The sequence below is a fragment of the Rhodopseudomonas sp. P2A-2r genome (genome assembly GCF_026015985.1).
Lineage (GTDB): Bacteria > Pseudomonadota > Alphaproteobacteria > Rhizobiales > Xanthobacteraceae > Tardiphaga.
This window is the reverse complement of record NZ_CP110389.1, coordinates 3,721,805-3,748,750: the sequence shown is the minus strand read 5'-3', so window position 1 is coordinate 3,748,750 and position 26,946 is coordinate 3,721,805. Positions and strand designations below refer to the sequence as shown.

Annotated in this window: 27 protein-coding genes and 3 pseudogenes; 13 read left to right on the top strand and 17 right to left on the bottom strand. The window is 60.8% G+C overall.

Features of this window, described 5'->3' with window-relative positions:
• From ONR75_RS18075 to ONR75_RS18065, 3 genes are all read right to left on the bottom strand, one after another.
• Complete coding sequence (locus ONR75_RS18075; RefSeq protein WP_265083718.1) at positions 1 to 1,557, bottom strand: ATP-binding cassette domain-containing protein; 1,557 nt, start codon at positions 1,555 to 1,557, stop codon at positions 1 to 3.
• Between the two features lie 82 nt (positions 1,558 to 1,639).
• Positions 1,640 to 1,870 carry a hypothetical protein gene (locus ONR75_RS32845; RefSeq protein ID WP_413776361.1) on the bottom strand — a complete coding sequence of 77 codons (231 nt, stop codon included), beginning with the start codon at positions 1,868 to 1,870 and terminating at the stop codon, positions 1,640 to 1,642.
• The gene (locus ONR75_RS18065) at positions 1,815 to 3,302 is read right to left on the bottom strand and encodes an ABC transporter transmembrane domain-containing protein (protein ID WP_320109628.1); all 1,488 of its coding nucleotides are present in this window, start codon (positions 3,300 to 3,302) and stop codon (positions 1,815 to 1,817) included. The genes ONR75_RS32845 and ONR75_RS18065 overlap by 56 nt, the downstream gene beginning before the upstream one ends.
• A gap of 218 nt (positions 3,303 to 3,520) precedes the next feature.
• On the opposite strand from ONR75_RS18065, the gene ONR75_RS18060 reads away from it, so the two are divergent.
• Positions 3,521 to 5,596: a c-type cytochrome gene (locus ONR75_RS18060; RefSeq protein ID WP_265078474.1), complete on the top strand. Its 2,076-nt coding sequence runs from the start codon at positions 3,521 to 3,523 to the stop codon at positions 5,594 to 5,596.
• A gap of 82 nt (positions 5,597 to 5,678) precedes the next feature.
• On the opposite strand, the gene ONR75_RS18055 is transcribed toward ONR75_RS18060, so the two are convergent.
• The 4 genes and pseudogenes from ONR75_RS18055 to ONR75_RS18040 all read right to left on the bottom strand — a co-directional run bounded on the left by ONR75_RS18055 (position 5,679) and on the right by ONR75_RS18040 (position 9,151).
• Entirely contained in the window at positions 5,679 to 6,053 is a 375-nt protein-coding gene (locus tag ONR75_RS18055; protein ID WP_265078473.1) for a NifB/NifX family molybdenum-iron cluster-binding protein, read from the bottom strand.
• A 174-nt stretch (positions 6,054 to 6,227) separates the two neighbouring features.
• Positions 6,228 to 6,359, bottom strand: a complete 132-nt coding sequence (cydX, locus tag ONR75_RS18050) for a cytochrome bd-I oxidase subunit CydX (protein WP_265078472.1) — start codon at positions 6,357 to 6,359, stop codon at positions 6,228 to 6,230.
• A 24-nt stretch (positions 6,360 to 6,383) separates the two neighbouring features.
• Positions 6,384 to 7,537 (bottom strand): annotated as a pseudogene (cydB, locus tag ONR75_RS18045) (cytochrome d ubiquinol oxidase subunit II).
• A 30-nt stretch (positions 7,538 to 7,567) separates the two neighbouring features.
• Positions 7,568 to 9,151, bottom strand: a complete 1,584-nt coding sequence (locus ONR75_RS18040) for a cytochrome ubiquinol oxidase subunit I (protein ID WP_265083716.1) — start codon at positions 9,149 to 9,151, stop codon at positions 7,568 to 7,570.
• Between the two features lie 284 nt (positions 9,152 to 9,435).
• On the opposite strand from ONR75_RS18040, the gene ONR75_RS18035 reads away from it, so the two are divergent.
• Positions 9,436 to 9,744: an ArsR/SmtB family transcription factor gene (locus tag ONR75_RS18035; RefSeq protein WP_265083715.1), complete on the top strand. Its 309-nt coding sequence runs from the start codon at positions 9,436 to 9,438 to the stop codon at positions 9,742 to 9,744.
• 157 nt (positions 9,745 to 9,901) lie between these two features.
• Here ONR75_RS18035 and ONR75_RS18030 read toward each other — a convergent pair whose 3' ends face one another.
• The 6 genes from ONR75_RS18030 to ONR75_RS18005 all read right to left on the bottom strand — a co-directional run bounded on the left by ONR75_RS18030 (position 9,902) and on the right by ONR75_RS18005 (position 13,237).
• A complete protein-coding gene (locus ONR75_RS18030) occupies positions 9,902 to 10,135 on the bottom strand; it encodes a hypothetical protein (protein WP_265078471.1) in 234 nt (77 codons plus the stop codon).
• 227 nt (positions 10,136 to 10,362) lie between these two features.
• The gene (locus tag ONR75_RS18025; RefSeq protein ID WP_265078470.1) at positions 10,363 to 10,710 is read right to left on the bottom strand and encodes a carboxymuconolactone decarboxylase family protein; all 348 of its coding nucleotides are present in this window, start codon (positions 10,708 to 10,710) and stop codon (positions 10,363 to 10,365) included.
• A 116-nt stretch (positions 10,711 to 10,826) separates the two neighbouring features.
• Complete coding sequence (locus ONR75_RS18020) at positions 10,827 to 11,216, bottom strand: DUF302 domain-containing protein (protein ID WP_265078469.1); 390 nt, start codon at positions 11,214 to 11,216, stop codon at positions 10,827 to 10,829.
• Between the two features lie 62 nt (positions 11,217 to 11,278).
• Positions 11,279 to 11,482 (bottom strand): DUF2892 domain-containing protein, encoded by a 204-nt coding sequence (locus ONR75_RS18015; protein ID WP_265078468.1) that lies wholly within the window; start codon positions 11,480 to 11,482, stop codon positions 11,279 to 11,281.
• Between the two features lie 31 nt (positions 11,483 to 11,513).
• The gene (gene trxC / locus ONR75_RS18010; RefSeq protein WP_265078467.1) at positions 11,514 to 11,957 is read right to left on the bottom strand and encodes a thioredoxin TrxC; all 444 of its coding nucleotides are present in this window, start codon (positions 11,955 to 11,957) and stop codon (positions 11,514 to 11,516) included.
• A complete protein-coding gene (locus tag ONR75_RS18005; RefSeq protein WP_265078466.1) occupies positions 11,954 to 13,237 on the bottom strand; it encodes an NAD(P)/FAD-dependent oxidoreductase in 1,284 nt (427 codons plus the stop codon). The genes trxC and ONR75_RS18005 overlap by 4 nt, the downstream gene beginning before the upstream one ends.
• A gap of 128 nt (positions 13,238 to 13,365) precedes the next feature.
• On the opposite strand from ONR75_RS18005, the gene ONR75_RS18000 reads away from it, so the two are divergent.
• The 4 genes and pseudogenes from ONR75_RS18000 to ONR75_RS17985 all read left to right on the top strand — a co-directional run bounded on the left by ONR75_RS18000 (position 13,366) and on the right by ONR75_RS17985 (position 18,353).
• Positions 13,366 to 13,695 carry an ArsR/SmtB family transcription factor gene (locus tag ONR75_RS18000; protein WP_265083714.1) on the top strand — a complete coding sequence of 110 codons (330 nt, stop codon included), beginning with the start codon at positions 13,366 to 13,368 and terminating at the stop codon, positions 13,693 to 13,695.
• Positions 13,696 to 13,802: 107 nt separating this feature from the next.
• Positions 13,803 to 14,791, top strand: a pseudogene (locus tag ONR75_RS17995) (efflux RND transporter periplasmic adaptor subunit).
• Positions 14,788 to 17,994 carry an efflux RND transporter permease subunit gene (locus tag ONR75_RS17990; RefSeq protein ID WP_265078465.1) on the top strand — a complete coding sequence of 1,069 codons (3,207 nt, stop codon included), beginning with the start codon at positions 14,788 to 14,790 and terminating at the stop codon, positions 17,992 to 17,994. Before ONR75_RS17995 ends, ONR75_RS17990 begins: the two are co-directional and overlap by 4 nt.
• A gap of 14 nt (positions 17,995 to 18,008) precedes the next feature.
• A complete protein-coding gene (locus ONR75_RS17985; protein ID WP_265078464.1) occupies positions 18,009 to 18,353 on the top strand; it encodes an ArsR/SmtB family transcription factor in 345 nt (114 codons plus the stop codon).
• A 454-nt stretch (positions 18,354 to 18,807) separates the two neighbouring features.
• On the opposite strand, the gene ONR75_RS17975 is transcribed toward ONR75_RS17985, so the two are convergent.
• From ONR75_RS17975 to ONR75_RS17965, 3 genes are all read right to left on the bottom strand, one after another.
• A complete protein-coding gene (locus ONR75_RS17975) occupies positions 18,808 to 19,065 on the bottom strand; it encodes a hypothetical protein (protein WP_265078463.1) in 258 nt (85 codons plus the stop codon).
• A 283-nt stretch (positions 19,066 to 19,348) separates the two neighbouring features.
• The gene (locus ONR75_RS17970; RefSeq protein ID WP_265078462.1) at positions 19,349 to 19,837 is read right to left on the bottom strand and encodes a YeeE/YedE family protein; all 489 of its coding nucleotides are present in this window, start codon (positions 19,835 to 19,837) and stop codon (positions 19,349 to 19,351) included.
• Positions 19,728 to 20,507 (bottom strand): YeeE/YedE family protein, encoded by a 780-nt coding sequence (locus tag ONR75_RS17965; RefSeq protein WP_265078461.1) that lies wholly within the window; start codon positions 20,505 to 20,507, stop codon positions 19,728 to 19,730. The genes ONR75_RS17970 and ONR75_RS17965 overlap by 110 nt, the downstream gene beginning before the upstream one ends.
• Positions 20,508 to 20,575: 68 nt before the next feature.
• Between ONR75_RS17965 and ONR75_RS17960 the strand changes: the two are divergent.
• From ONR75_RS17960 to ONR75_RS17940, 5 genes and pseudogenes are all read left to right on the top strand, one after another.
• A pseudogene (locus ONR75_RS17960) lies at positions 20,576 to 20,836 on the top strand (cytochrome c); the annotation flags it as partial.
• A gap of 113 nt (positions 20,837 to 20,949) precedes the next feature.
• Entirely contained in the window at positions 20,950 to 21,321 is a 372-nt protein-coding gene (locus ONR75_RS17955) for a c-type cytochrome (protein WP_265078460.1), read from the top strand.
• 201 nt (positions 21,322 to 21,522) lie between these two features.
• A complete protein-coding gene (locus ONR75_RS17950) occupies positions 21,523 to 22,584 on the top strand; it encodes a permease (protein ID WP_265078459.1) in 1,062 nt (353 codons plus the stop codon).
• Positions 22,585 to 22,598: 14 nt separating this feature from the next.
• Positions 22,599 to 22,835 (top strand): thioredoxin family protein, encoded by a 237-nt coding sequence (locus tag ONR75_RS17945; protein WP_265078458.1) that lies wholly within the window; start codon positions 22,599 to 22,601, stop codon positions 22,833 to 22,835.
• 10 nt (positions 22,836 to 22,845) lie between these two features.
• Positions 22,846 to 23,256 carry an OsmC family protein gene (locus tag ONR75_RS17940; RefSeq protein WP_265083712.1) on the top strand — a complete coding sequence of 137 codons (411 nt, stop codon included), beginning with the start codon at positions 22,846 to 22,848 and terminating at the stop codon, positions 23,254 to 23,256.
• A gap of 109 nt (positions 23,257 to 23,365) precedes the next feature.
• Here the strand turns inward: ONR75_RS17940 and ONR75_RS17935 are convergent, their stop codons facing one another.
• Positions 23,366 to 23,995, bottom strand: a complete 630-nt coding sequence (locus ONR75_RS17935; RefSeq protein WP_265078457.1) for a Spy/CpxP family protein refolding chaperone — start codon at positions 23,993 to 23,995, stop codon at positions 23,366 to 23,368.
• 179 nt (positions 23,996 to 24,174) lie between these two features.
• Between ONR75_RS17935 and ONR75_RS17930 the strand changes: the two genes are divergently transcribed.
• Together ONR75_RS17930 and ONR75_RS17925 are read left to right on the top strand one after the other, a co-directional pair.
• Entirely contained in the window at positions 24,175 to 24,900 is a 726-nt protein-coding gene (locus ONR75_RS17930; protein ID WP_320109627.1) for a response regulator, read from the top strand.
• Positions 24,897 to 26,297 (top strand): ATP-binding protein, encoded by a 1,401-nt coding sequence (locus tag ONR75_RS17925; RefSeq protein WP_265078456.1) that lies wholly within the window; start codon positions 24,897 to 24,899, stop codon positions 26,295 to 26,297. The genes ONR75_RS17930 and ONR75_RS17925 overlap by 4 nt, the downstream gene beginning before the upstream one ends.
• Positions 26,298 to 26,946: the final 649 nt, after the last annotated feature.

Below are 26,946 nucleotides of genomic sequence, written 5' to 3'. Positions count from 1 at the left end.
CTAGCGGTGGGGTGTCAGTGGGACTCGAATGACCTCGTTTACTTCGAAGTCGCCATGGGTCGAGTAGATAACAATCCGACCCGCCAATTCCGACAGCGTGCGTTTCAACAGCCGTGTCGCTTGCCCGGAATCCAGATGTTCGACGGGTTCATCGAGAAGCACGATTGGGCTATCGCTGAGAAGCGCGCGGGCGAGATTTAAGCGCTGACACTCGCCGAGCGAAAACATGTCCTGTGTGATCCATGCATCGAGCCCGCCGGCCAGCTCCATCCGGTCCTCGAGTTCGACGATGGCGAGGGCTCGCCAGCAATCGGCATCCGACCGGTGAGACGCAAACAGGTTTTCGCGGACTGTGTCGGACAGAATTGCCGCGTCGTGGAGGCACAGATGCGACAAGGCCCGACGATATGCGCTGAGCATGACGACGCCGTTGCCAATGAATTGACCGCGGCTGTCTGCGCCAACCCAACCAGCGATCTGCTTAAGCAGGGTCGTTTTGCCTGAACCGCTTGCGCCGAGCAGGGCGGTAGGGTGTCCGGCCCGGAAAGTCAGGTTGACCGGGTCGCCGAGTCGGCGGCCATCCGGCGCCTGCCGCGGCACATTCCGCAGGACCATTGTTTGGAGCCTTGGCGTGTCGGACGATAACGCTGGTTCGGAGCCCGTCGAAGCCCAGTCCCGAAGGCTCTCCGTGGCTGCTTCCTGTCGCACCCGTCCAAGCACGATGCGCGAGACGTTCTGGACCGTCTCCCCCAGAGCAAGCCAGCCGAACGCGATAAAAGCCGGGACCAGAAGCGCTGCGCCGCGGTCTCCCGCATACCACGCTGCGAGCAGGATGCTGACGGCCGCAAGCGGGCCGGCCAGACCCGCAACCATGTCAAGAACAGCCAATGCGCGCTTTTGCGCCAGACGATTGGATTCGACCTCATTGAAGTGCGCGAAACCGGCCGCAAGAACGACCGGAAATGCGCGCTCCGCCTGCAGCGGGACGACGGCACCAAGCGCGGCTCCGAGCCGGCGTCCTGCTGAGCGTTGGGATGACCTGGCCGCGGTCCATAGAGCCGTCGCCCGAGGCATGGCATGACGTAACGCCATCGCGATGGCGGCGAGCACGACCGCGATGGGCACCAGAGCAAGTGGGGCGAGGAGGGCCGTTGCTCCGGTCAGAACCACCAATCCCGCCAACAGGACAGCCGCGGGCATTCCTACGCGCAAACGCGCATAGTCGACGTCCTCGACGTCCTCCATGTAGTCGGACAGTCTGTCCTGATTGCCGAGCTGCCAACTGGCAGCGCGTGTCATCGGCGCTCGCGCCATGGCGATGAAGAGCTGCGAGCGGCGTCGAACTTGGTCCAGCAAAGCAGCGCGATGACCCACCACCCGTTCGCCATATTTGCCCACCGTCTTGCTCAATGCGAACAGTCGCACGAAGGCGGCCGGCGTATGAAAATTGAACAAAAGTGCAGCCGGGCCCAATCCTGCCAAGGCAACGGCACCCAGGAACCAGACCGAGATGCCGGTCAGCAAGATGCCGGAAGCCGCGGTCGCAGCGGCGAGCACCAATGCCAGCCGCCATGGCGATTTCGCGGCTACCGGGGAGAGGGGTGTTCCGCTCTGACGAGTATGGGAATCGGTTGCGCAGTCATGCCGCGACGGCCTTCCGGGATTGTTGCTGCAGGACGAGCGTGAAGCGAAGGTTCGCAGCCTGGATGAGCGCCTCATCGTGGGTCGCTACGATAACGAGACGCTGTCCTGCCACCTCGATCAGTGCCCGCCGGACCGATTGGGCGGTCAGTGGATCGAGCTTGGCTGTGGGTTCATCGGCTAGAACCACACCATGGGAAAGCAGCGCGCGCGCAATCCCGATCCGCATGCGCTGACCTCCGGAGAGATTGCCGCCCCCTTCGACGATCTCGCGCATCGAGACCGCCCGGCAGCAAGTTTTCATCGATCAGCCCGACGTTTTCACACGCTTCCTGCAAGGCGAAGCGTCTCACGGGGCCGCGGTTCCATGCGACGACCTCCGCCAGAGTCCCCGCCGGCACGTAGATGTCCGTCGCGATCCAGTCGCATCCGGAGGTCTCGATCGGCAGGGGAGCGGCGATGTCGGACGATGGCGTCTCGATGCCGGCCAGCATGCGCAGCATGGTCGACTTTCCGGATCCGCTCGGGCCGGAGACGACGACAAGGCCCGCCGGCGGCAGTGTGGTCGTCTCGCCGGCGCAGAGAGGAACGAATGGCCATACGGTATCCGTGTCGCTTCGCTGCGCGGCATTCCTGCCGTCGAAAAACCAATCCAATTCCTTGGCCGCGGCCTGGCCTTCGGCCTTGACGTGATACAGCTCTGCGTAGCGCCGGAAAGGCACGAAAAACTCAGCCGCGATGATCAGAACGAACAGGGTCTGCCACAGCGCGAGTCCCGAAAAGCCCGGAACATGAGCCAGTCCGAGATGGCCGAGTCCGAGCAGCACGGCGAGTACGGCGATGGCGAGCGCCGAGAAAAAGTCGATGATGCCGGCATTCAGGAATGCGACCTTGAGAACGCCCATCGTGCTGTCAGCGTAGGCCGTCATCCTGCGTTCGATTTTGCCGTGCTCGCTTTGCAAGGCGTGATTGGCGAGGACCGTCGGCAGCGTCCGGATGCGGTCAGAAAATTGCGCAGCCAGCCGACCGAACGCCTTTTCCTGAATCTCGGCCTTGCCGCGGATCATGCTACCGAGCATCACAAAGAAGACGATCATCACGGGGATCGCCAATAGCAGCATCAGCGTCGCTTCCCATGACACGAACGCGAGCGTCGCGGCGACGAGCAGGGGACCGATCCCGAGCAGCGACTTCGCGGCAGTGTGGCTGATCACCAGACTGGCGAGCGCAGGTGGATGCCGTTGAAGGCCGGCGATCAAATCTCCGGCAGGCTTTGTTCGGATACGCGCAGGCGACATTCTAGCCGTGGCGTCCTGCAGTGATGCGCGGATCCCATCGACCAGCTCGGCCTCGGCGCTCGCCGCCCGCAGATCGGCGAACAGTCCGCCAATGGCCGTCAGGCCGAGGCTGGCAAGCGTGAAGGCCAGCACAACCGAGTCGAAGATACCGCTTTGGATCAGGCGCCCGGCAAAGACCGCCAGCGAGCCGGCGAACAGAAGTCGAAGCAATGATCGTGCGACCTGCCACGCCAACGTCGCGCGAAACCCGGCGGCGCCGATACGGCGCGCAAGGTCAAAAGCACCCTCATCGGCTGTGGTGCTATTTTGGACGGACTGGAGATTTTTCACCATGTGACCGATCGGCTGCCGCTGATTCATCATCCACTATTTATCGTCGGGTTTCCGTCGCTCTATATTGATTCATCACAATATGGCCCGTCGGAGCGGCCTGTCCGTCCATATTGGAGTGCAGCCGCTGCGCACACTTTGCGGTTGATTGACCTGTCGCAATGCGCCGCCATCTCGGACTTTTCATAAGGTTAAAGGCCTGCCTCCCGATCCGCTCCGGAGCTGGAGATGGTCGTTCGAGGACAATTCCTATGAAGCTTGGCCGGTCACTGTCTGCGAGCATCGGAGCCTCTGTCATTCTTGGCGTTGCCTGGATGACGGCTGCACTTGCAGCGGAGGAAAGAGCCATTCTCCAGCCAGCTTCCGATTCCGCGCAAGTTTCCTCGCTGATCAAGCGCGGCGAATACGTCGCGCAGCTCGGCGATTGCATCGCGTGCCATACGGCGGCCAACGGTCCGGCGATGGCTGGCGGGCGCGAGCTTATGACGCCGTTCGGAGCGCTGTACTCGACCAACATCACGCCCGACCCCGAAACCGGTATCGGTAAATACTCGTTCGAACAATTCGATCGCGCGATGCGACGCGGCGTGGCCGCCGACGGGCACAACCTCTACCCAGCGATGCCGTATCCCTCCTATGCCAGGATCACGGAAACGGACATGCGCGCGCTGTTTACGTACCTGAAGGACGGGCAGGCGCCGGTCAAACAGACGAACAAGCCGTTGGCCATGAGCTGGCCCTTCAACATGCGCTGGACGCTGTCGTTCTGGAATTTTGCATTCCTGGATGCCGCGCCGTTCCAACCGGATGCGGAGAAGGACGCGGTCTGGAATCGCGGCGCCTACCTTGTCCAGGGCCCGGGCCATTGCGGCGCTTGCCACACGCCGCGCGGCATCGGTTTCCAGGAAAAGGCCATGGGCGACGCCGGATCCAGCGGCAAGTTCTTTCTGGCGGGCGAGACGGTCGAGGCCTGGCGTGCTGTCAGCCTTCGAAACCTCTGGACGGTGGAAGAGACCGCACTGCTTCTGAAGACCGGCCAGAATGCCTTTGCAACAGCCTCCGGTGGAATGACGGAGGTCATTCACAACAGTACCCAGCATTTTGCTGATGCCGATCTGACCGCTATTGCCACCTACCTGAAATCGCTGCCGCCGGGAGAGGGCGATTTGCCAGCCCCCGCCGCGTCGGTCGCCGAAGCGGATACGGTGCCAGCCACCCTGTTCACCACGCGTGGAGGCTTGGGCTATGCTCAGTTCTGCGTCGATTGCCACCGTCCGGACGGTGCCGGCGTAAAGGGCGTGTTCCCGCCGCTCACGCAAAATCCCACGGTCGCGACGGCTGATCCGGCAACGCTCATCCATCTGACATTGACTGGCTGGAAGACCGCCGCAACAGCCACCCATGCGCGCGTCTATACGATGCCAGCCTTCAGCAGGCTGTCCGACGGGGAAATCTCCGAAATCCTGAGCTTCGTTCGGGAAGGTTTCGGCAATCACGCCGCGCCGGTTGCCGCTTCTGCGGTCAAAAAGATGCGGGCTGAACTCGATCCAAAGGAGACGGATTCTTCCGCTTTCGACACACCTCGACTGGCGGATCTCCTCGCGTTGCCTAACGCCGACCAGGCCATTCGAGGAGCCAGGCTGCATCTGGAAACCAAGGCATTGTTGCCGGCCAACGTGGGCAATGCTCTGAATTGCACCAGCTGCCATCTCAATGCAGGCACCGTCGCTGACGGATCGCCCTTCATCGGCGTCTCCGCCTTTTTCCCCAGCTATGCGCCTCGAGCGGGGCGTATCATCACACTCGCGGATCGGATCAACGGCTGCTTCGTGCGCTCCATGAACGGCAAGCCGTTGCCGACCGATTCCGCAGACATGGCGGCCATGGTGGCCTACTTCGACTGGATGAAGCGCGAGACCAAACCGGACGACAAGGTTGCCGGCCGCGGCGTCGGTAAGATCGACGCGTCTCTCAAGCCTAATATGGAGAGCGGCAAACAGGTCTACGCTGCTCAATGTGCTGTCTGTCATGGCGAAAACGGCGAAGGGCTGAAGAAGGCTGATGGCCGCTACGTCTATCCGCCGCTTTGGGGCGAGGAGTCTTTCAACATCGGCGCTGGCATGGCTCGTACCTACACTGCTGCGGCCTTTGTCAAACGCAACATGCCAGTCGGCTTCCATGAGAATTTTCCGTTGGGGCAGGGCGGGCTTTCCGATCAGGAAGCTCTCGACGTCGCGGAGTATTTCACCCACCAGCCGCGTCCCGATTTCGCACCGAAGCTGAACGACTGGCCGAAAGACAAGAAGCCGGCGGATGCGCGCTACTGAGCGGAAGTCGACCCGGACACATATTCATTGAGCCTGAGTGGCCAGCCAAGTCGCGTCTGGACGCGGCTCGGCTGGTCAATGGTCAGGAGCAATTGCAACCGCATCCGCCTTCTTCGCCATGTTCGTGGGGTGCCGACGGAGCAAGCGTACCAGCCAGGAAACGCTCGACGGCGATAGTCGGGTCGGTCTCTGCGGTAGTGACCGCCTGAACGCCGCGCGCGGCCATGCGGTTGATGAAGCCGGCGCCGGCGCTGCCTGCGATCACGACCTTGACGGCATCGAGCGCGTGAGGACCATCTCCGCGGAATTCGTGAATGGACTGCTCTTTCGGCAGGTCGAACCGGTCAATTTCGCGGGGCGCGCTGCCCGGAGCGGCGTCGAACACCAGGAAGCGGCGGCTCTTGCCGGCATGGCCGGTAACGGTGCGAAAATTCTGGCTGGCAACGGCGATCAGCATGAGGAAAGTCTTCCAGAGAGTGCGAAAGGGAAGGTGATCAGAATGGCTGCTTCGTCGAAGCCGGTCCGGATCGAATAGAGGTGCCTTACGGTTCGTCGATCGCTGCGATAGCTCTTCGAAATCGAGCGTGTGCGGATCAGGACTGACGTTGGACTTGCGTTCATCGACGGCCGCTTAAGGTGTCGGCATCGGAGGGGGCACCACTTCTGCCTTCTCCCTGACGGTGCGCAACTCATACCAAAGCGCATTGAGAATGCCGACGGTGGCCGCAAGGCCGAGGCCGAGGATCCAGGCGAAATACCACATCTTGTCGTCTCCGTTGTTTTTCGCTCAGTAGGCCGCCGTGCCGGCGCTCTCGACAGTCGTGGCGCTGACCTTGCCCCACAGCACTTTGTATACCCAGGCGGTGTAGGCGAGGATGATCGGCAGGAAGATCACGACCACGATCAGCATGTTGCGCAATGTCGTCTGGCTCGATGAAGCATCGAACACGGTCAATGAATCGCCGGGATGCGTGCTGGAAGGGAGGATGACGGGAAACATCGCTAAGCCGACGGTCGAGATTATGCAGGCAATTCCCAGTTTTGAAGCCAGCAAAGTCAGTCCCGAACGCCGCGCGCGGAAACCGATCGCAGCGAACAGTGGCGCAATGATCCCGAGAAACGGTACGATGGCCAGCCATGGCGTGGCCCGGAAGTTGTTCAGCCAAGCCCCCGAATCCAGTGTCACCGTCTTGCCGAGCGGATTGGAGGGGCCGTCCCAGGCAATCGCACTGGTCACATGATATCCGCCGAACGCCCCGAGCCAGATCAGAACTCCGCCGAAGGCGAACAGCACTGCCGTGATCATTGCTACCTTCTGTCCCGTCGAGGCGGCCCGGTCGGCGACATTGCCCTCTGCCTTGAAGGCCAGCCATGCCGCGCCGTGCATCACCAGCATGGCGAGCGAGGCAAGACCGCAGTACAGCCCGAGCGGATTCAGCAACCCGAACAGCGTACCTTCGTAGATCGGGCGCAGATCGTCAGTGAAGTGAAACGGGACGCCTTTCAGCGCATTGCCGACGGCGACGCCGAATATCAGCGCCGGGACGGCGCCCCCACGAACAGCGCCCAGTCCCAATTACGGCGCCACGCCACGCTGTCTCGCTTGGATCGGTATTTGAACGCGACAGGTCGCAGGATCAGCGCGAACAGAACCAGAAACATGGCAAGGTAGAAACCGGAGAAACTCAGCGCGTAGAGTGCTGGCCATGCCGCGAAGATCGCGCCACCGCCGAGCACGAACCAGACCTGGTTGCCTTCCCAAACCGGGCCGATGGTGTTGATGGCGACGCGCCGCTCGATGTCGGTCTTGGCCACGAAAGGCAGCAACGCGCCGACCCCCATGTCGAAGCCATCGGTGACGGCGAAGCCGATCAGAATAACGCCGAGCAACACCCACCAGATCAGGCGCAGCGTCGTGTAGTCCAAGAGAGTGTCAATCATGACTGTATTTCCTTGATCGTTGACCGGGGCTCACTCGGCCGGCCGAAAGCCGAAGCTTGTGACCGCGCCAAAGTCGCCGAGCGGGCTGGCATTGCCGGTGATCGCATCGGGCCCCTTCTTGATCGCCTGCAACATCAACCTGACCTCGATGACCGCCAGCACGCCGTAGACCGCCGTGAAGCCGGCGATCGTCAGCAACAGGTCGGAGATTCCGAGCTCCGATGTCGCAAGAAAGGTCGGCAGGACCCCATCGATGATCCATGGCTGGCGACCGAATTCGGCTACGAACCAGCCCAGTTCTGCTGCGAGCCAAGGCAGCGGCATGGCGCACAGCGCGAGCTGGAACAACCAGCAGGGCGCCGCTGCTTCCCGCATCGTGTACCAGAGCGAAGTCGCGAACACCGCCAGCAACGCGAAGCTGAACAGAACCATGAAGCGGAACGCGAAGAACAGCGACGGAACGCTCGGCACCGTTGACCAGGCTGCCTGGCTGATCTGCTCAGTCGTCGCCTGCCTTGGATCGGCGATGTAGCGCTTCAACAACAGGGCATAACCGAGGTCGCCGCGGGTCTTCTCGAAGATGGCGCGGGCGACGGGGTCCGCATGGTTCTTTTTGAGCGTCTCAAGGGCGTCGTAGGCGACAAGGCCTTCGCGAATATTTCCCTCGGTCTTTGTAACCAGTTCGAAGATGCCCGGAATTTGCTGATCGACCGAACGGGTCCCGATCAGGCCCATCAGCCACGGGACCTGGATGGCGTAGTCGGTCGTTCGTGTCTTCATATCTGGAATGCCGAATGCAGTAATCGCCGCCGGCGCTGGCTCGGTGTGCCACATCGCCTCCATCGCGGCGAGCTTCATCTTCTGGTTATCGGTCAGGGTGTAACCGCTTTCGTCACCCAGCACGATCACCGACAGGGAAGCTGCGACGCCGAACGCCGCCGCGATCACGAACGACCTCTTGGCAAGCTGCACGTGACGGCCGCGGAGAAGGTAGAAAGCCGAAATGCCGAGCACGAAGGCGGCGCCGCAGACGTAGCCAGCCGACACAGTGTGAACGAACTTCGCTTGCGCCGTCGGGTTGAAGAGGACCGCCGCGAAGTCGATGACCTCCATGCGCATGGTGTCGGGATTGAAAGCGGCGCCCACCGGATTCTGCATCCAGCCGTTGGCGATCAGGATCCAAAGCGCCGAGAGATTGCTACCCAGCGCCACCAGCCAGGTGACGGCGAGATGCGCGCGCGACGAGAGTTTGTCCCATCCGAAGAAGAACAGGCCGATGAACGTCGCCTCCAGAAAGAACGCCATAAGAGCTTCGATTGCCAGCGGCGCACCAAAGATGTCGCCGACATAGTGCGAATAGAAAGCCCAGTTCATGCCGAACTCGAACTCCATCGTAATGCCGGTGGCGACACCCAGGGCGAAGTTGATGCCGAACAGCAGACCCCAGAACTTCGTCATGTCTCGCCAAATCGTCCGGCGCGTCATGACGAAGACGGTCTCCATCATCGCGACGAGCACCGACAGCCCGAGCGTCAGCGGCACAAACAAGAAGTGATACATGGCGGTCAGCGCAAATTGGGCCCGCGAGAGTTCCACAAGCAGAGGAGTCGTCATTTCAGAAGTTTCCAGTCGAGTATAAAAATTCTGACGATTGGCTCGCGTACCGACTTCGCCGCTACGGCCATTCGCCTGAAAAAACGCCGGGCTGCCACGACCACCCCGTTTCTTGAAGATCATGGCCCTTTTTTCTGAACCCGATTGATCAGGCTCAAATTCCCGCCGTGCGCCGGTTGGTCAAAGTTCCGGATTCCGATGGACCCGCGGACGCGCCCTTGAGACCATTGACCGCATATTCGATAAGCCGTATATACGCAATTATGAATATCACCGTTGAAGTTATGAAAGCCGCGGCCGACAGCGCGGTCGATCTTTTGAAGGCGCTGGCAAACCGGCATCGACTGCTGATCATCTGTCAACTGGTTGAAGGAGAGCGCTCGGTCGGTGACCTCGCTGCATTCCTAGACCTTCGCGACTCCACAGTGTCCCAGCACCTTGCGTTGCTGCGCAAGGACGGTCTGGTCGCGGCTCGCCGCGATGGTCAAACCATCTATTATTCGATCGCGAGCGAGCCAGCGCGCGAGGTGTTGACAACGCTTTATAACGTTTATTGCATGCCACCCAAGACCAAGGCGGCTCGTAAGAAGTGATTCTGGTATTCGAAGCGCGAACGACGCCGCGGCTTACCCGGCACGCTTAGAGCTTTCGCCTTTCGTGACGAATTGGCCGATGTCCCCCCGGCAAAGAAGAGTCCGCTAAGTCAAAGGATGGCGGATGAAGTAACCCAACTTGGCAAAGCCAGAATAGTCACTGACCCAAGCCAGCCTTGCAGGGGCGACGAACTGAAAAATTGCAATCGAGATGCTGTGGAATGCTCAGAAGCCTTTCCACGATAAAATAGGCTCCGATGAAAAAAACAAAGACGAATGCGAAAGCAATGACATTTACCACCATCCGGTGATGGTGATCGTCCTCGCGCTCGCCTTTCAATTTCATGGAAGGCTTGCGTGGAAACAGGAGGACCTTTCCTTGCTTCGTCATAGGATCGTTGTCCGGCCAAGATTGACCTACAGTAACCTGGTTTTGTGATATCCGGCTAGTGACGGTGCGTTGTGAAGACGGGATGATCCCCGATGGATTTCGCGAGCATCGATCTAGACTAAGTCGATGCTCGGCATCTTTATGGGACCACCTGGGCGGCCCCCAGTGGGACTGCCCGGCGTCCTCCCTCGTGTGAGGCGACGGTCCGGTACCCACTCCTTGGCGAGCTAAGTCTTGGCGGCAAACTGGTCGAATGCCTCGATCGCTTGCGCGGCGTACATGACGCTGGGACCGGCGCCCATGTAGATCGCCATGCCCATCGTTTCCATCAACTCATCGCGGCTGGCGCCATGGCGCACCGCTGCCTCAGCATGAAAGCCGATGCAGCCGTCGCAACGGGTCGCGACCGAGATCGCGAGCGCGATGAGCTCCTTGGTTTTGGTGTCGAGAGCGTTGGCTTTCAACGCTGCCTGCGCGATCGCTGAAAACCCCTTCATCACGTCCGGCGCACCGCTGCGGACCTCCTTCAGTGCGATTGAAAGGTCGCCTGTCATGGCAGGCCAGTTCTTATACATCTGATAAATCCTGTGAGTGAGGTGGCAAGTTCTCGCGAGCGCAATACCGAATTAGATTGGACCGTAGCTCGGTGCTTCGAGAACTCCGCCCCGTAGTGAATTGATGAGCCTGAATCTCACCCGATATCTGAAATGACTTGCTGCAGCAGATCCCGGACCTGACCGGCGACGCTGCCGAGTTTCGGATTGTCGATGGCGCCCATCGATGCCACCGGATCGACCGCCGAGATTTCCACGGCATTTGCCTCGCGCTGCTGGACGACGACGTTGCAGGGCAACATCGTGCCGACCTTGTCCTCGAGCGTCAGCGCCTCATAGGCCAGCTTCGGATTGCAGGCGCCCAGAATGAGGTATGGCCGAAAATCGACGCCGATCTTCTTCTGCAGCGTGTCTTTGACATCGATCTGCGTCAGGACACCGAAACCATGCTTCTTCAAGGCTTCCGTTGTGGCGACAACGGCAGCTTCAAACGGCATCTTGACCGTCTTCGAGAAATGGTAGGTCATGTGTTTTCCTTTGAATCATGGGAGCCGCAGTACTGTCGGCGATTGAATGCCGAGCGCAATAGCTAGGAGAAGGCGCAGCCGCTGCGGACGCCAAGCTTCTTGAAGATGATCGCGGCCGGACAGAAGCCGGTGATTCCCGCCTGAACCATGTTCAATCCCGCGAAAGCGGTGAGCAGAAACCAGTACGGGTTGACCAGCCAGCCGAGGGTGAGGCCGAGCAACACAACAAATCCGGCGAATGTGAGCACTGCTTTATCGATATTCATGACGTGTCCCTTTGCTTGGGTTTGAGAATGATCAGGCCTGTCTTAGCCCGGCCTGTGTCCAGCTAACGATGGTCCGGGTATCCATTGCTCCCGATGTCCGCGCAATTTCGCGGCCGCCGTGCATCAGCAGCAGTGTCGGTATGCCGCTGATCCCCAGACGCGCGGACACCGACGGCGCGGTGTCGGAATTCAGCTTGAGCAGGCGGACATTCGGTTCAAGTTCCCTGGCGGCGCGCTCGAACATCGGCGCCATGGAGCGACATGGACCGCACCAGGGAGCCCATACATCGACAAGGAGGGGAACGCTGCTCTGCGCCAGGTGGCGATTGAAGTCCGCCTCGTCGACCTCGACGGGGTGCCCATCAAAGATGGGCTGATGACAGGATCCGCATCGCGCTGCGGTCGCGGTCCGATCGGTGGGGAGCCGGTTGATCTTCCCGCAATGTCCGCAGACGATCTGCATGGTCGTGCTCATGTTCCTGTCTTAAGCTCTTTGATCTTTGCGATGTTCAGCTTGTCGAGCAGGAACCGTTCGTAAAACGGTTCGCTTTCGCCGCGGCGAATTTTGCGGAGGAAGTATTTCTCGAACGCAACCTTGGCAAGATGGACCCATTCGCCTTTGGAAGACCAGTTGACGTTGCGGGGTGGAATTTGCGGCTGCGCCAGGAATGCGACGCCTGAGTCGCCGAAATCCGCCAGACAGATCGCATTCCACGTCGGCTGTGCCGTCGGCGTCTGGCCCCTTAGCAAAGCCCCGATATTCATGGCTGTCGCGGTCACCATTGACTCGATCATGAAGCCTGTTTTAGGGACGCCGACAGGGACGGGAGTTGCCCCCGTCGGAGCAATCGCCACGCACACGCCCACCGCAAACACATTGGGAAATTCCGGATTACGCTGGTGCTTGTCGACGATGACAAAACCGCGGGGATTGGTGAGCTTGTCGATGCCGCGGACGGCATCCACACCCCGGAATGCCGGAAGCATCATTGAATATGAGAACGGCAGATCGTGGGTCTTGCGGACCGATCCGTCATCCGCGAGTTCTTCCACGGCCATACGTCCCTGTTCAACGGAGGTCACGCGGGCACTGGTGATCCACTTGATATGCTTTTCTCGCATTTCGCTCTCGAGCAAGCCCTTGGTGTCGCCGACGCCGTCCAGTCCGAGGTGTCCGATATAGGGTTCCGAGGTGACGAAGGTCATGGGCACGCGATCCCGCAGCTTCCTCCGGCGCAGCTCAGTTTCCAGAATGAACAGAAACTCGTAGGCAGGACCGAAGCACGACGCGCCCTGGACGGCGCCGATCACCACGGGTCCCGGGTTTGCGGCCAGCAGTTCAAAGGCGGCGTTGGCGTCGGCCGCGTGATCGACGTGGCAGATCGATTGCGTGTGGCCGTCCGGGCCAAGACCCGGGATCTCGTCGAACGCAAGCTGTGGCCCGGTGGCCACGATGAGATAGTCGTAGCTCACCGACGTGCCGTCTGCGAGATCGACCCGGTTTTCAACCGGATGCACGCGCTGGGCGCCCTGCGTCAACAGTCGGATGCCTTTGCGCTTCATGATGTCGACGAGGTCGATTTCGATGTCGCTACGCTTGCGCCAGCCGATCGCCACCCAGGGGTTCGAGGGGACGAAGTGATAGACCGGCCCCTGGGAAATGACGGTTAGCCGATCGCCCGGCCGCAGGTTCGGCAAAACTTCATAGGCCATCAGCGTCCCGCTAAGACCTGCTCCAATAACAACGATATCCATGGTCGCCTCCGTTTGCTGCGCTTTCTGCGTGCGGCCGAGCCGGTTGATCCCAGCTTCTTGGGCTGCAATGGTTGACTGTATATTCGAAACATCGTATATACGCAACCATGAATATGGAAATCGAATTGATGGAAGCTGCCGCGGATGGCGCGGTCGACCTCCTCAAGGCCTTGGGCAATCGACACCGGCTGCTGATCATTTGTCAGCTGATCGATGGCGAGCGCTCGGTCGGAGACCTTGCCGGGTTCCTCGGCCTCCGCGATTCGACTGTGTCCCAGCACCTCGCGCTCCTTCGCAAGGATGGGCTGGTTTCGGCTCGGCGCGATGCTCAGTCGATCCACTATTCCATCGCGAGCGATCCCGCGCGCGAGATTCTAACGACGCTGTATCGCGCATATTGCCCGTCGCAAAAGGCGCTAAAAGCAAAGCCGCAGCATCGAAAGTCTACGCAGACGTAGGCCGTCGTGTGTTGAGGCAGGTCAATGACTGCGTTTCCAAGCCTGCAACCGTGCATCTGCAGATGCACCGTCCTTTAAAGCATTTATACAGGATTGCGAGTATCCCAATGTGGCTGTTGATAAGGACTGCGGCTGTGGCCGCGACGATCCTCGGTGTCCCGATCGCGGGCGCGGAGACGCTCACGGTAGCCACTCGCGCTGTCTCCGATGAGAAGGCTGTCTTCGCTACTGTCGAGAGTGTGAGCGTCGTTCCAGCGCGCGGGCGAATTGGCGGCACGATTGTTCAGCTCAATGTGCGGGAGGGCGATCCGGTAACGCGTGGTCAGGTGATCGCGGTAATTGGCGATGAAAAGCTGGCGCTGCAGATGAAGTCGCTCGATGCGCAGATCGACGCGCTGCAGGCGCAGTCAACCCAGGCGCAGACCGACTATTCGCGAACCGAAGGCCTCGTGGAGCGCGGTACGCTTCCACGTGTCAAGCTGGATGAGGCGAGGACGGCTCTCAACGTCGCCGAAAACGGCCTGCGTGCGCGAACGGCAGAGCGGGCCGTCGTCCAGCAGCAATTCAACGAAGGGCAGGTCCTGGCCCCCGCCGACGGCCGCGTCTTGAAGAAGCAGGTCGCCGTGGGCTCGGTGGTCCTGCCCGGCGACGCGGTGGCCATGATCGCGCAACAGAATTTCAAGTTGCGTTTACGCGTTCCCGAGCGCCACGCACGTGGTCTGAAGGCCGGTGACAAAATCCGTGTTGACGGAGCCGAGTTCGGCGACCATGCGCCGAAGTCGGGTACGATCGAACTTGTCTACCCCCAGATCGAGGACGGACGCGTGGTCGCTGACGCGACGGTAGATGGTCTCGGTGAGTATTTTGTCGGCGACCGATTGCGGGTGTGGATTGCGGGGGCGAGCGGACGGCCTTCGTAATTCCGTCCACCTATGTCACGACGCGCTTCGGCATCGACTATGTCCTGGTGCGGCAGGCGGACCGCCCCATCAGCGCGCCTGTGCAGCGCGGCCGCGATCTGCCGACGTCCGATTTTTCGAACGGCCTTGAAATCCTGTCCGGCATTCGCGCCGGCGATGTACTGGTGCAACCGTGAATCTTGGCCTGTCCGGGCGACTAACAAGGGCGACGATCAATTCGCCGCTTACGCCGCTGTTTCTGCTCGCCGCACTGATCGTCGGCGTTATGGCCGTCGTGGTCATTCCGCGCGAGGAAGAGCCCCAGATCAGCGTCCCGATGGTCGATATTCGGGTCAATGCCGACGGCCTGCATGGACCGGATGCCGTCGAACTGGTCACAAAGCCGCTCGAGGCGATCGTCAAGGGCATCGATGGCGTGGAGCATGTCTACAGCCAGACCGAAGACGACCGTGTCCTGGTCACTGCGCGTTTTCTGGTCGGTACAAAGTCGGAAGACGCGATCCTTCGCGTGCACGACAAGATCCGCGCCAATCTCGACAAGATCCCCGTCGGTATTCCGGAGCCCCTGATCGTCGGTCGCGGCATCAACGATGTCGCTGTGACCGTCCTCACGCTTTCACCGAAGCCCGAGGCTGCCGACCGCTGGTCGGACAAGGATCTCTACGAACTCGCCGACAAGCTTCGCTCCGAACTGATGAAGGTCGACAGCATCGGCCTGACCTACATCGCCGGCGGCGGCGCCCAGCAGATCAGGGTCGAGCCGGATCCGGAAAAACTGTCGCTGTTCGGGGTGACACTCCAGCAACTCGTTGCCAAGGTAAAGGACGCCAACCGCTCGTTCATGGCGGGACAGGTCCGGGATGCCGGGATCGTGCGCACCGTGTCGGCTGGCCAGACTCTGGCCGGCATTCCCGATATCGGCTTGCTGCTGATCTCGACACGCGACGGACGTCCGGTCTACGTCAAGGACGTCGCCGCGGTGGTGATCGGGCCGAATGCGGCTGAGCACCGCGTCTGGAACGATGCGCGCGATAACAAGGGCAGCTGGCAGCGTGTGCCCGCCGTGAGTCTGGCGCTTGCCAAGCGGGCAGGCGCCAATGCGGTGGTTGTTTCCGAGGCCATTGCGCAGCGACTGGAGGGGCTGAAGTCTCGCCTGATCCCCGATGACGTCCAGGTCACAGTGACCCGCGACTATGGCGAGACCGCCAACGAAAAGGCGAACGAACTCCTGTTTCACCTCGGGCTGGCGACGATCTCGATCGTCATTCTGATCGCCATCGCGATCGGCTGGCGCGAGGCGCTGGTCACCCTCGTGGTGATTCCGACGACAATCCTGCTGACGCTGTTTGCCGCCAATCTGATGGGCTACACGATCAATCGCGTCAGCCTGTTTGCCTTGATCTTCTCGATCGGTATTCTCGTCGACGATGCCATCGTGGTGGTCGAGAACATTGCCCGCCATTGGGCTATGCGCGACGGGCGCCCGCGTCTGCAGGCAACGATCGAGGCTGTGGCGGAGGTCGGTAACCCGACGGTCGTGGCGACCCTGACGGTCGTTGCCGCCCTGTTGCCCATGCTGTTCGTGTCGGGGCTGATGGGCCCGTACATGGCGCCGATCCCGGCCAATGCCTCCGCGGCGATGCTGTTCTCGTTCTTCGTCGCCATGGTCGTAGCGCCGTGGCTGATGCTGCGGCTGGCGCCGAAGGGCGATGCCGCGGTTGCGGCGCACGTCGCGCATGACGAAGGCGCGCTGGGGAGGATCTACCGGCGCATCGCTGCTCCGATCGTCCGCAGCAAGCGCAACTCCTGGATCTTCCTGATCGGCGTCGGCATTGCCACCTTGTTGTCGATGACGCTGTTTGCGACAAAATCCGTGACGGTCAAGTTACTGCCGTTCGACAACAAGTCCGAGATCGCGGTCGTGGTCGATCTGCCGGAAGGCGCCAGCCTTGAGGATACCGAGCGGACGCTGTTTGCAGCGGGCCTCATCGCGCGCGCTCTACCCGAAATCACCTCGGTACAATCCTATGCCGGCACGCCGGCGCCGTTCAATTTCAACGGCCTCGTTCGCCACTATTACCTACGGGAGCGGCCCGAACTCGGCGAATTGCAGGTCAACCTCGCGGCGCGCTCCGACCGCAAGCGGGCGAGCCACGACATCGCGCTGGATCTGCGTCAGCGCCTGAAGGCGGTCAACGCGCCGGCAGGTACCAGCGTCAAGGTGGTCGAGGTGCCGCCGGGACCGCCCGTGCTTGCAACTCTTCTGGCCGAAATCTACGGGCCGGATTCGGCGACGCGCCGGGCCGTCACGGCCGAAATGAAGAAGATCTTCGCCGAGGTGCCGTTCATTGTCGATATCGACGATCTGATCGGCGAGAAGCGACCGCGGCTGCGGCTGTCCATTGACCAGGATCGGCTTGAATTTTTCGGGGTCGAGCAGCGTGACGTCTACGACACCATCCAGACTCTGTTCGGCGGCGTATCGGTGGGCTATTCGCACCGTGGCGAAGACCGCAATCCGATCGAGATCGCCGTGCGGCTGCCGAAGCGCGACTTGGCGTGGACCGAGGCGCTGGCTTCAACGCCGGTGCCCGCCAACACATTGCCGGGAAGCAAGACGGTCGTTGAACTCGGCCAGGTCGTGAAAGCGACCACGGAGGAGGGATCACCGACCATCTTCCGCCGCGACGGACGATTTGCCGACATGGTGATGGCCGAACTGGCAGGCCGCTTCGAGGCGCCGCTCTACGGTATGCTCGAGGTTGCCAGCCGCGTCGACGCTCATGACTGGGGCGCGCTACCAAAGCCGGTGATCAGCCTACATGGACAGCCGGCGGACGAGTCGCGGCCCTCCATCCTGTGGGACGGCGAATGGGAAATCACTTACGTGACTTTCCGGGACATGGGCGCTGCCTTCGGGGCCGCCATCCTGGGAATCTACGTGCTGGTGGTGGCGCAATTCCGCAGCTTCCGGTTGCCGCTAGTGATTCTCACGCCGATCCCTCTGACATTGATCGGAATTCTCATCGGTCACTGGCTTCTTGGGGCAGCGTTCACTGCGACTTCGATGATCGGGTTCATCGCGCTGGCCGGCATCATCGTCCGCAATTCGATTCTACTTGTCGATTTCATTCGCCACAGCGGCGGAGATGGCAGGCCGTTGCGCGAGGTCGTGCTGGAAGCGGGCGCGGTCCGCTTCAAGCCTATCCTTCTCACCGCCCTGGCGGCGATGATCGGCGCAGCGACGATTCTCGTCGATCCGATCTTCCAGGGGCTGGCGATTTCGCTATTGTTCGGGCTGGCGTCGTCGACGCTGCTCACCGTTCTCGTCATCCCGGCGATCTACATCGCGCTGAGGGGCGGGAAATCCGTTGGTTGAGATGTGGGTTCGCGATGACGTTCATTTCGTCAGGGTTCAGCGAATTTGAAGCGAAGGAGATCGCCGCTGTTCTCCGCGAAGTCGGCAACAGGCGGCGGCTTCTCATTCTGTTAAAGCTCATCGAACAGGGCGAGTGCAGCCTCGGTCTTCTTGCCGATGCCGCCGGTTTGAGCCGAGCGGCTCTGTCTCAGCATCTTGGACGGATGCGTGATGCCGGTCTCGTTTCGTGCCGAAGGGAAAAGCAAAAGCGCTGGTACCGCATCAAGGACTCCCGCGTGGAGCAGCTCATCAGGACCCTGATGAAAATTCTTCCGTCGCCGCGGCTTTTTTCGGTCAATGCGGTTGACCCAAATCAATGACACTTCCGTCTCAGGCAGTATGATATTCTTGCGAACGGATTTGCTCGATTCTGCAAGGATCGGAAGGAAGATTTGCTATAATCAAGATTGCCGTTGTCGTCTGGATTGTTCTCGGTACTACCTTGGCGGGGTGCGGTTTGCTGACCGTCCTCAGCATCGGAACTCTCGCAGACCAGGCTATGAAGCTTATTCCAATGGTGGTGCTGGGCGGGTTCGTGGTTGCGATGCCACTGTCGTTCTGGATTGCGCGAAAGATTGACCGCCGGTTGGTTTCATAACGGGCGATCGGTGACGCGGATGCCGGATGACACGAGCGGTGGGGCCGCCCCGCACGCCCCGCATGAGCACCTGTCCCTATGTCGTTGATCGCTGATCCGACCGAAACAAACTCGCAATCTCGCAGTGACGCGTGCAATCTTCTAGGCCGCCCTTCGTTCGTAGCGACGATGCCAATCTACTTTTGCAATCCAATCGGTGGAGAGTGATGCAGATCGTGGTGAGGGGCGAACTCTTCAGGATCGGGTTGCCGCTCAACTCCAAGGAAGTTGGCGCGATCGCGATTCCTGAAGCCATCGCGCTTTCCCTCGAACTCCCGCTCGGCGCGATGGCCTCTCTCCCTGTCGGGTCCAAATCGTTGCTCGAGAGACTCGGCTGCCGCCACGTTCAGGGTGGCCAGCACGATCATCGGACAAATAACGGAATGTGGTTTCATTCGCCCGGTCTCCCTTCGCTCTGGTCGGGGCGCAAGGTTGCTTCCGACTACGTCGAACTAGCGCAGAAACCGAGCAAAACTGCGACCGGTGTGAAAGTGCCGACTGGTCGGGCGAGGAAAGCGGATCCCTGCTAGCGAGAGATCGGACCGGTTCCGATTTGGCGTTTGACCTGCGGTGGCCAGACTTATCCCCGAACCTGACCGCGAGAGCCCTTCGCTTATCCCAAGGGCCAGGTCGCGCCGGGCATGCGGCCTGGTATTGATTCACAGAAGGGATGGCATCTCATTCGGCAGGCGCCACACGCTGCTTAGTCGGGTGGTAAATATGCGCGGCATCACCATCGGCGTCTGAACCGAGATCCTTGCGCCAAGACCTGACCCGTTCCATTAGCGCCAGAACGACGACGATCACGAGGGCCAAGCCGATGGCCCCCTGCCAATAGGGAATGCCGACCATGTCGGTGAAGATCAGTTTCGGGCCAGTGCCGATCAGGGCTTTGTCGAGCCAGGGCTGTGCGTAGGAAAATGCCACGGCTCCGGACAGTCCTCCCACGAGTGTGAAGATGGCGTCGCGGTACCCGACGCCGATCTGGGCTAGCGTCGTTCCAGGGCAGGCACCCGCAAGCGCGATGCCGGCCCCCAGCAACAGCCCGCCTACGACGTCAGCCGCATAAAGGGTCGCCTTCGGCTGCAGTTTGACGTAGCCCAAGCCATTGAGCACCGCGAGAACGACCGCCCCGGTGGCCACCGCCGTCAGAAAGACCTTGAGCATGATGAAGTTGCGCAACTGCATCTGGCCGACGATCATGCCGGGTTCGAACACGCGCGATTTCTCCAGCGCAAAACCGAATACGATTCCCATGGCGACGCCGGTGAGGATGGCAAAACCGACAGAACTGGACATGATTGATCTCCCAAGTCAGATCTCGACGAAGCAGGAGCGAAGCCGTGACGATGCCGCCGGCGAACATGGCGGCAACCGCGACGGTAGAGCCGACTGAGTGCTGCGCCATGCCGGACAGGCCGTGGCCGCTGGTGCAGCCATCGGCGATGCGCGCGCCGAACAGCATCAGAAATCCCGCGCCGAACGCGACGGCATAGCGCAATGTACATGATGAAGAGCCGAGCGCGCGTGCCCAGATTGGAGAGATGGGCTGTCGCCGCGCGCCGGAAATTTTCATCGAGACGAACGCGCCAATCGCAACGCCGATGACCAGCGCCACCTGCCAGAGGTTCTTGGGATTGATCGCCAGATGCCGGCTGACGTAGTCGATCTTGAGCAATGACGGATCGAACCAGCTTGCGATCGCGTCGCCAACCGTGACGTAGGATGACGACGCCCCCAGTGCCGTCTCGATCATCAGAAAGGCCGGGATCTGCAGCAGACCAATCACGATGCCTGCGACGTATGGCGACCACGCTTTGTCAAAAAGTGACGGCATGTGCAGTCTCCTAAATATTCAAATGTATGCAAGTGTTGTCCGGCAGGAACGAGGCGGCCTTGATCTGCATCAACGCCTTGACCGCCTATGTCCTCAACATGAATGACATTATCAAGGACGAGAATTTCGAGCTCAACCGGAACACTTTCTCATCGATCAAGATGCCGAATGCCGCGGCCTTCTACGAGGACGATCGAGATACCGCGGAGAGATCATTCTGGAAAAAGGAGCCGTGCATGAAGGACTGTCGCGCTGCGCCGAAATTGACTGGACGGGCCATGTCGGTCGACGTGACGCCGGACAGCAAAGCCGGCCCGAAAGTGGACTGATGGGTCGATCGCCGCACCCGGCGGTTCTTATGGCCGGGTTGCTGGCGCAACGGCATGCGTCGATCTCGTTAGCAGCAGACGGCAAGCTGGGCCCGCATCTGTAGGTGGAATGCGTGACCGGCCACCATGTCTCCGGGCATGTCTCCGGCGGCGTGCCGCAGATCATCGGCTGGCCCGAGGATCAGTTCGTTGCCGTGATGAATTCCTACAATCAAAGCCATCGCGACAACCCGGTCATGCGGACCATTGCCGGACACTATGCGGAAGATGATATCGCCGCCTTCGCCGCCAATTCTCGCACACTGGCGCCGCAGCCGGGTTCAAAATTGATTTCGCACAGCCGAGATGATGATCGGGGCCGGACTTCTCATCGCCTGGAGGTTCCCTGCGTGCCAGAACATGTTAGAAACCTCCGACAGCGTAGAGATCGGCGGCGCCTGCGAGGAAGGACAGCAGGACTGCACGTTTGTTTCACAGTCAGGTGAGACACGGAAGGCGTTTGCGGGCTGATTTTCTTGATCCTGCTCAATGCGCCGGCACCAGAGCGAGGTACTTACAATTTAAGATGTGGCTGCGCCGCCGCAGCACGCGAAAATGTGAAGCTTTGCTCATAGCAGTCCGAGACAGCGTGTCTGCTCCCTGGGTAGCGGCCGTGGTGTCCGTCCGGCACTCAGTGGGGATGCGGCATGAGCATTCATACAATCGACAACCATGTGCCCGGCCGAAGTCCGTCCGCCGTGATATGGATTGGCGTGACGGTACTTGCGCTCCTGAGTTGGGGACTTGTCTACAACCAACTGGTGCCGTTCTCCGACTGGGTGGTGGCGTCACTTGCCGTCGATCGGAGCAGCCATCTGGGCGAGGCCATCGGCTTCTTCGTTTACGACACTCCGAAGGTCTTGATGCTGCTTACGCTGGTGGTGTTCGCCATGGGCTTCGTGCGCAGCTTCTTCTCGCCGGAGAAGACGAGGGCGCTGCTGGCCGGAAAGCGCGAAGGCGTCGGCAACGTGCTGGCGGCCGGCCTCGGCATCGTGACGCCATTCTGCTCCTGTTCGGCGGTCCCGATGTTTATCGGCTTTGTCAGCGCGGGTGTGCCGCTCGGTGTGACGTTCTCGTTCCTCATTTCGGCGCCCATGGTGAACGAGGTGGCGCTCGGCCTGCTGTTTGGGCTGGTAGGCTGGAAAGTAGCGCTCACCTATCTCGTATTCGGTCTTTCCGTTGCCATCGTCTCCGGCTGGGTCATCGGGCGGTTGCATCTGGAAACCTGGCTCCAGGAGTGGGTCCGCAATATTAGATCGAGTACGGTGGACCTCCCGCCCGAAAACGTTGCCATCGTCGACCGCATCAAGGCGGGGATCGATGCGATCCATGAAATCGTCGGCAAGGTCTGGCCCTGGATCATCGCGGGCATCGCCGCCGGTGCGTTCATCCATGGATATGTGCCGGCGGATTTGCTGGCCTCGATCATGGGAAGGGACGCCTGGTGGTCGGTGCCTGCTGTCGTGCTGATCGGCATCCCGATGTATTCCAACGCCGCCGGTATCATCCCGGTGGTCACGGCGCTGCTCGCAAAGGGCGCCGCACTCGGCACGGTGCTCGCCTTCATGATGTCGGTCATTGCGCTGTCGCTGCCGGAAATGATCATCCTGCGCAAGGTACTGACGACCCGGCTGATTGCGGTCTTCATCGGCGTTGTCGGAATGGGAATCCTCGCGGTCGGTTTCCTGTTCAATTTTCTGTTTCCATGAGCGAGGGATTTCAGGTGAGGGATGTGAAGGTTCTGGGTTCGGGCTGTGCCCGCTGCGTTGCGACCGCGGAGATGGTCCAGAAAGAGGCCGACAGGCTCGGCGTTCCCGTCACCATTGAAAAGGTGACGGACTACGCCGCCATTGCCGGCTACGGCATCGTCTCGACGCCCGGCGTCGTCATCGACGGAAAAGTCGTGCATGCGGGCGGTTTGCCGAAAGCCGATGCCGTCGCACGCTGGCTTGCTGTCTGACATGGCGCCGATGCTCGAATATCGCGTTAGCGCCAGGCGGATCGATTCCCACGGCAGCATTGCATCCACGAAAGATGCCGAAATCGTCCTCGACACGGACATTGGCGGCCGGCCTGATGCATTCAACCCGGCGGAGTTGTTCCTGGCCGCGATCGCCGCTTGCATGATCAAGGGCATCGAGCGGGTGACGCCGATGCTCCGGTTCAATCTGAGGGGCGTGGAGGTGAAGCTTCACGGGGTCAGGCAGGACAGTCCGCCGAAGATGATTTCGGTCGACTACGAACTGATCGTGGATACCGATGAAAGCGATCAGCGTCTTGAACTCCTTCACACCAATGTCCGCAAATACGGCACGATTTCAAATACCGTGGCTGCAGTGACAAAACTCGGAGGCGTGATCCGGCGACGAGAATCAGAATAATCCGTTAGCGCCTAGTGGTGCTAAACTGCCCCGGACGGTGAATGGCATTCGCATGGGAGAAGAGGAGAGGCGCTGCTCTCCTCTTCTGGCCGCAGCAGCCATCGCTCCGCTAATGCCGGTCGTGCATGCGTCCCATGCCCATGCCCATACCTGCGCTGCGCATGGTGCCGGGACCGAACGCGAGTCCGGGCAGCGTCTCCTGCGCCTTGACTTTCTGCTTGTCATCGAGGGTTGACAGGAGTTCTTTCGCCGCAGCCTGGACCTGTTCGAACTGGGCTACGCGTTGCTCCCGCATCGCGGTCATGAAGGCGATGCGGTCCTGCTGGCTGAGCTTGGCGATCGCACTGTGATCGATGCCCTCCCTGTTGGCCTTCATGGTTGCCGCCGCATCCTGGGCCGTCTTGGCATACTTCGCCCAAGCCGGCTCTTGTGCCGCAGTGATATTGAGATCCTTCTTGAGAGTCTCGATTTGCGCAGGGTTAGCGAGGGCAGAGCCGGCTGCTCCACCCATCATGCTCGCTCCCTTGCCCTCGTGCATGCCGGGCCCCATGTGCTGCATCATCATGCCATGTCCCGTGCCGCCAGATCCCATGCCCCCATGGCCCATACCTCCGGGGCCCATGCCTCCCATGAACGGCGGGCCGAAGCTGCCGGGACCCGCTGCCTGTGCCAAAGCCCATCCGCCAGCAAATAGCGTGACAGCAGCAATACCACCGATCAACAATGCCTTCGTCTTCATGACGGTCTCCCAATGTCTGGCAACAGAAATGCCCGTTGCTCGAAGGCATGAAGGGCCGCGCATTCCACCCAAGTATTACAGCAGTGCGGAAATGTGTGACAAAGTGTGCCAGTCGCAGCGGTTGCGGCAATTGGTGACAATTTCCGTGAAGCGGCTTCGAAGACGTCGTCTATAGTCCGATGATGCAAAACGGGGCACACATCCTTGTTGTTGATGACCATCGTGAGATCCGCGACCTCGTTTCGCGCGCGCTGGCCAAAGAGGGATTCCGGGTCAGCGTTGCCGCCGATGGCCGGGCCATGCACAAGGTTCTCGCCAATGGTCGCATCGACCTGATCCTCCTCGATCTGATGCTGCCGGGTGAGGACGGCCTATCGCTCTGCCGTAACCTGCGTGCGGGGTCCAATATCCCGATCATCATGCTGACCGCAAAGGGAGAGGAGGTGGACAGGGTCATCGGGCTGGAGATGGGCGCTGACGACTATTTGCCAAAGCCGTTCGGCAGCCGGGAGCTGGTCGCACGCATCCGGGCCGTGTTGAGACGCAGCCGGAGCAAGTTAAATGAGCTGGACATCGCTTCCCGTCCCAAACGCTATCGGTTCGATCGCTGGCAATTGGACGTCAGCACAAGAGAGCTGCTGAACGACGATGGGATCACGGTGCCGCTCTCCACTGGAGAATACGATCTGTTGATCGCCTTGGTGGAGCGCCCGCAGCACGTGCTGAACCGCGATCAGCTTCTCGATCTGGCGCGCGGGCGCTCCGCCAATGCGATCGATCGCAGTATCGATACTCAGGTCAGCCGGCTGCGCAAGAAGCTCGAACGTGACCCGGCCGATCCCAAAATCGTCAAGACGGTCTGGGGAGGCGGTTATATGTTTGCACCAGCGGTGAAGCAGGAATGACCCGAGTATTTCCCGCCAGTCTCTTCGGACAGACGTTGCTTGCACTTCTTGTTGGCCTGGTTATCTCACATGCAGCAGGATCGTGGATCTATTCGCTGGACCGCGAACAGGCGGTGCGCGCGGTTGGCGGGTTTGCTGCAGCGCAGCGCATGGCGAACCTCGTCCGGCTCGTTCAGGACACGCCACCCGAGGCGCGCCCTCGGATCGTTACGGCGCTCAGTGACCCGACGTTTCGCGTTGCATTGTCGGCACAGGCTCCAGCAATGACATCAGCCGATGGTAATGCAGACGTTGCCGACGCCATTGCCGGATTTCTCGCCGATCAACTGTCTATCGGCGGCGCACAGCGGCCGCTTGTGTCTGCATCCCCGGGCGGTCCGATGTCCGCTTTCGGAGGCTTGCGCCCGATGATGGGGCGCGGGCCGATGATGCACGGCTTTGGCAGCTTCGGTCCCTTTGGCGGATTTCGCGATCTGCAGGTCGCGGTTCCGCTGACGGACGGGCAATGGCTCTCGTTCACCACTGCGCTACCCCAGGGCGGACCGGCCGTTTCGAGGCAGTTTCTTCTATCGATGGCGCTTATGGCCATCATGCTTCTCGCCGTCTCCGTATGGGTCGTCAGGCGTGTCACGGCGCCACTCGCCTCGCTGTCGGCCGCAGCCGAGAAACTCGGCAATGATCTGAATGCGCTGCCGATGCCCGAGGCGGGCACGGTGGAGATGCAGCAGGCGTCACGGGCCTTCAATAACATGCAGGCGCGCCTGCGTGCGCTTGTGGAGAATCGCACACGGATACTGGCTGCAATATCCCACGATCTACGCACGCCACTGACGCTGCTGCGGTTGCGCACGGAAACGGTCGAGGATGTGCCCGAGCGTGATAGGATGCTGGCGACGATAGCCGAGATGGATGCCATGATCGCCGCAACGCTGGAATACGCCCGCGACGAGTCGATTGCGGAGCCGCGTCGTCGAACCGATGTGACGGCACTTCTCGCCTCGGTGGTCGATGACATGGCCGACCTCGGGCTTCCTGTGGTCATGGAGCCGGCGCAGCCCATCATCTGCGACTGCCAGCCGGCCGCGCTGAAGCGCGCGCTCATCAACCTAATCGACAATGCCGTGAAGTATGGCAAGCGGGCGAGAACGACAATCTCCTCAGCAAACCACTTGGTCGAGATCACTATCGACGATGACGGGCCGGGAATTCCGGAAGCTGAACTGGAGCGGGTCTTCCAGCCGTTCTACCGCGTCGAAAGCTCGAGAAGCCGCGAGACGGGCGGGATCGGCTTGGGCTTGGCGATCGCCCTGTCGACGATACAGGCGCATCGGGGACAACTCACGATTTCAAATCGCGCTGAAGGTGGATTACGTGCGTGTGTCTCGCTTGAGGGGTAACGCGGGATGTGAGAATGACGAACGTCGGCCATATCAGCCCAGCTGAAGGTCATGGGCGGAGCCTCGAACAAGTTATCCGAGTGGACGGTAAGAGGAGATCAACGAATAGTGGCACTGGCAATAGTCGTCCATCCCATTTTAACTGAATAGGGTGCTGCATCCGTTCACCAGCAAAAAATCTTTGACAGGCGGAGTTAGGGTAAAATGTCAGGACACACGCCATCTCCCCTTTGGCCCGGCGTCCCGATGGCGCTCGCATCCGCTTTCCTTTTTGGAGCCGCCGCCCCGCTTGCGAAGGAGATGTTGGGCAGCATAGAGCCTCAACTCTTGGCGGGCCTACTTTATCTTGGCGCGGGGTGGGGTTGGCGGCTGTGCACGCCGCCCGCAATGTATTCGGGATTCCAGCACCGGAAGCCCCGCTTCGCTCAAAAGACTTCCCGTGGCTCGCAGCCATCATCGTCTTTAAGAGTGGCGGTCGACCCGCCGGCCGTAGCCGACGGGCGCTGACTCAGCGGTCTACGTCGTCTTCGGCTCGTATGTGTGAAGGGCTCCCTTCATGATGTCGCTGGCCAGCGACCTTGCGATCGCAGCGACCGCCTCGTCGTCGTCTTTCAGATTTCGGATCGCAGAAGCTTTGTCCTGGAGCCCG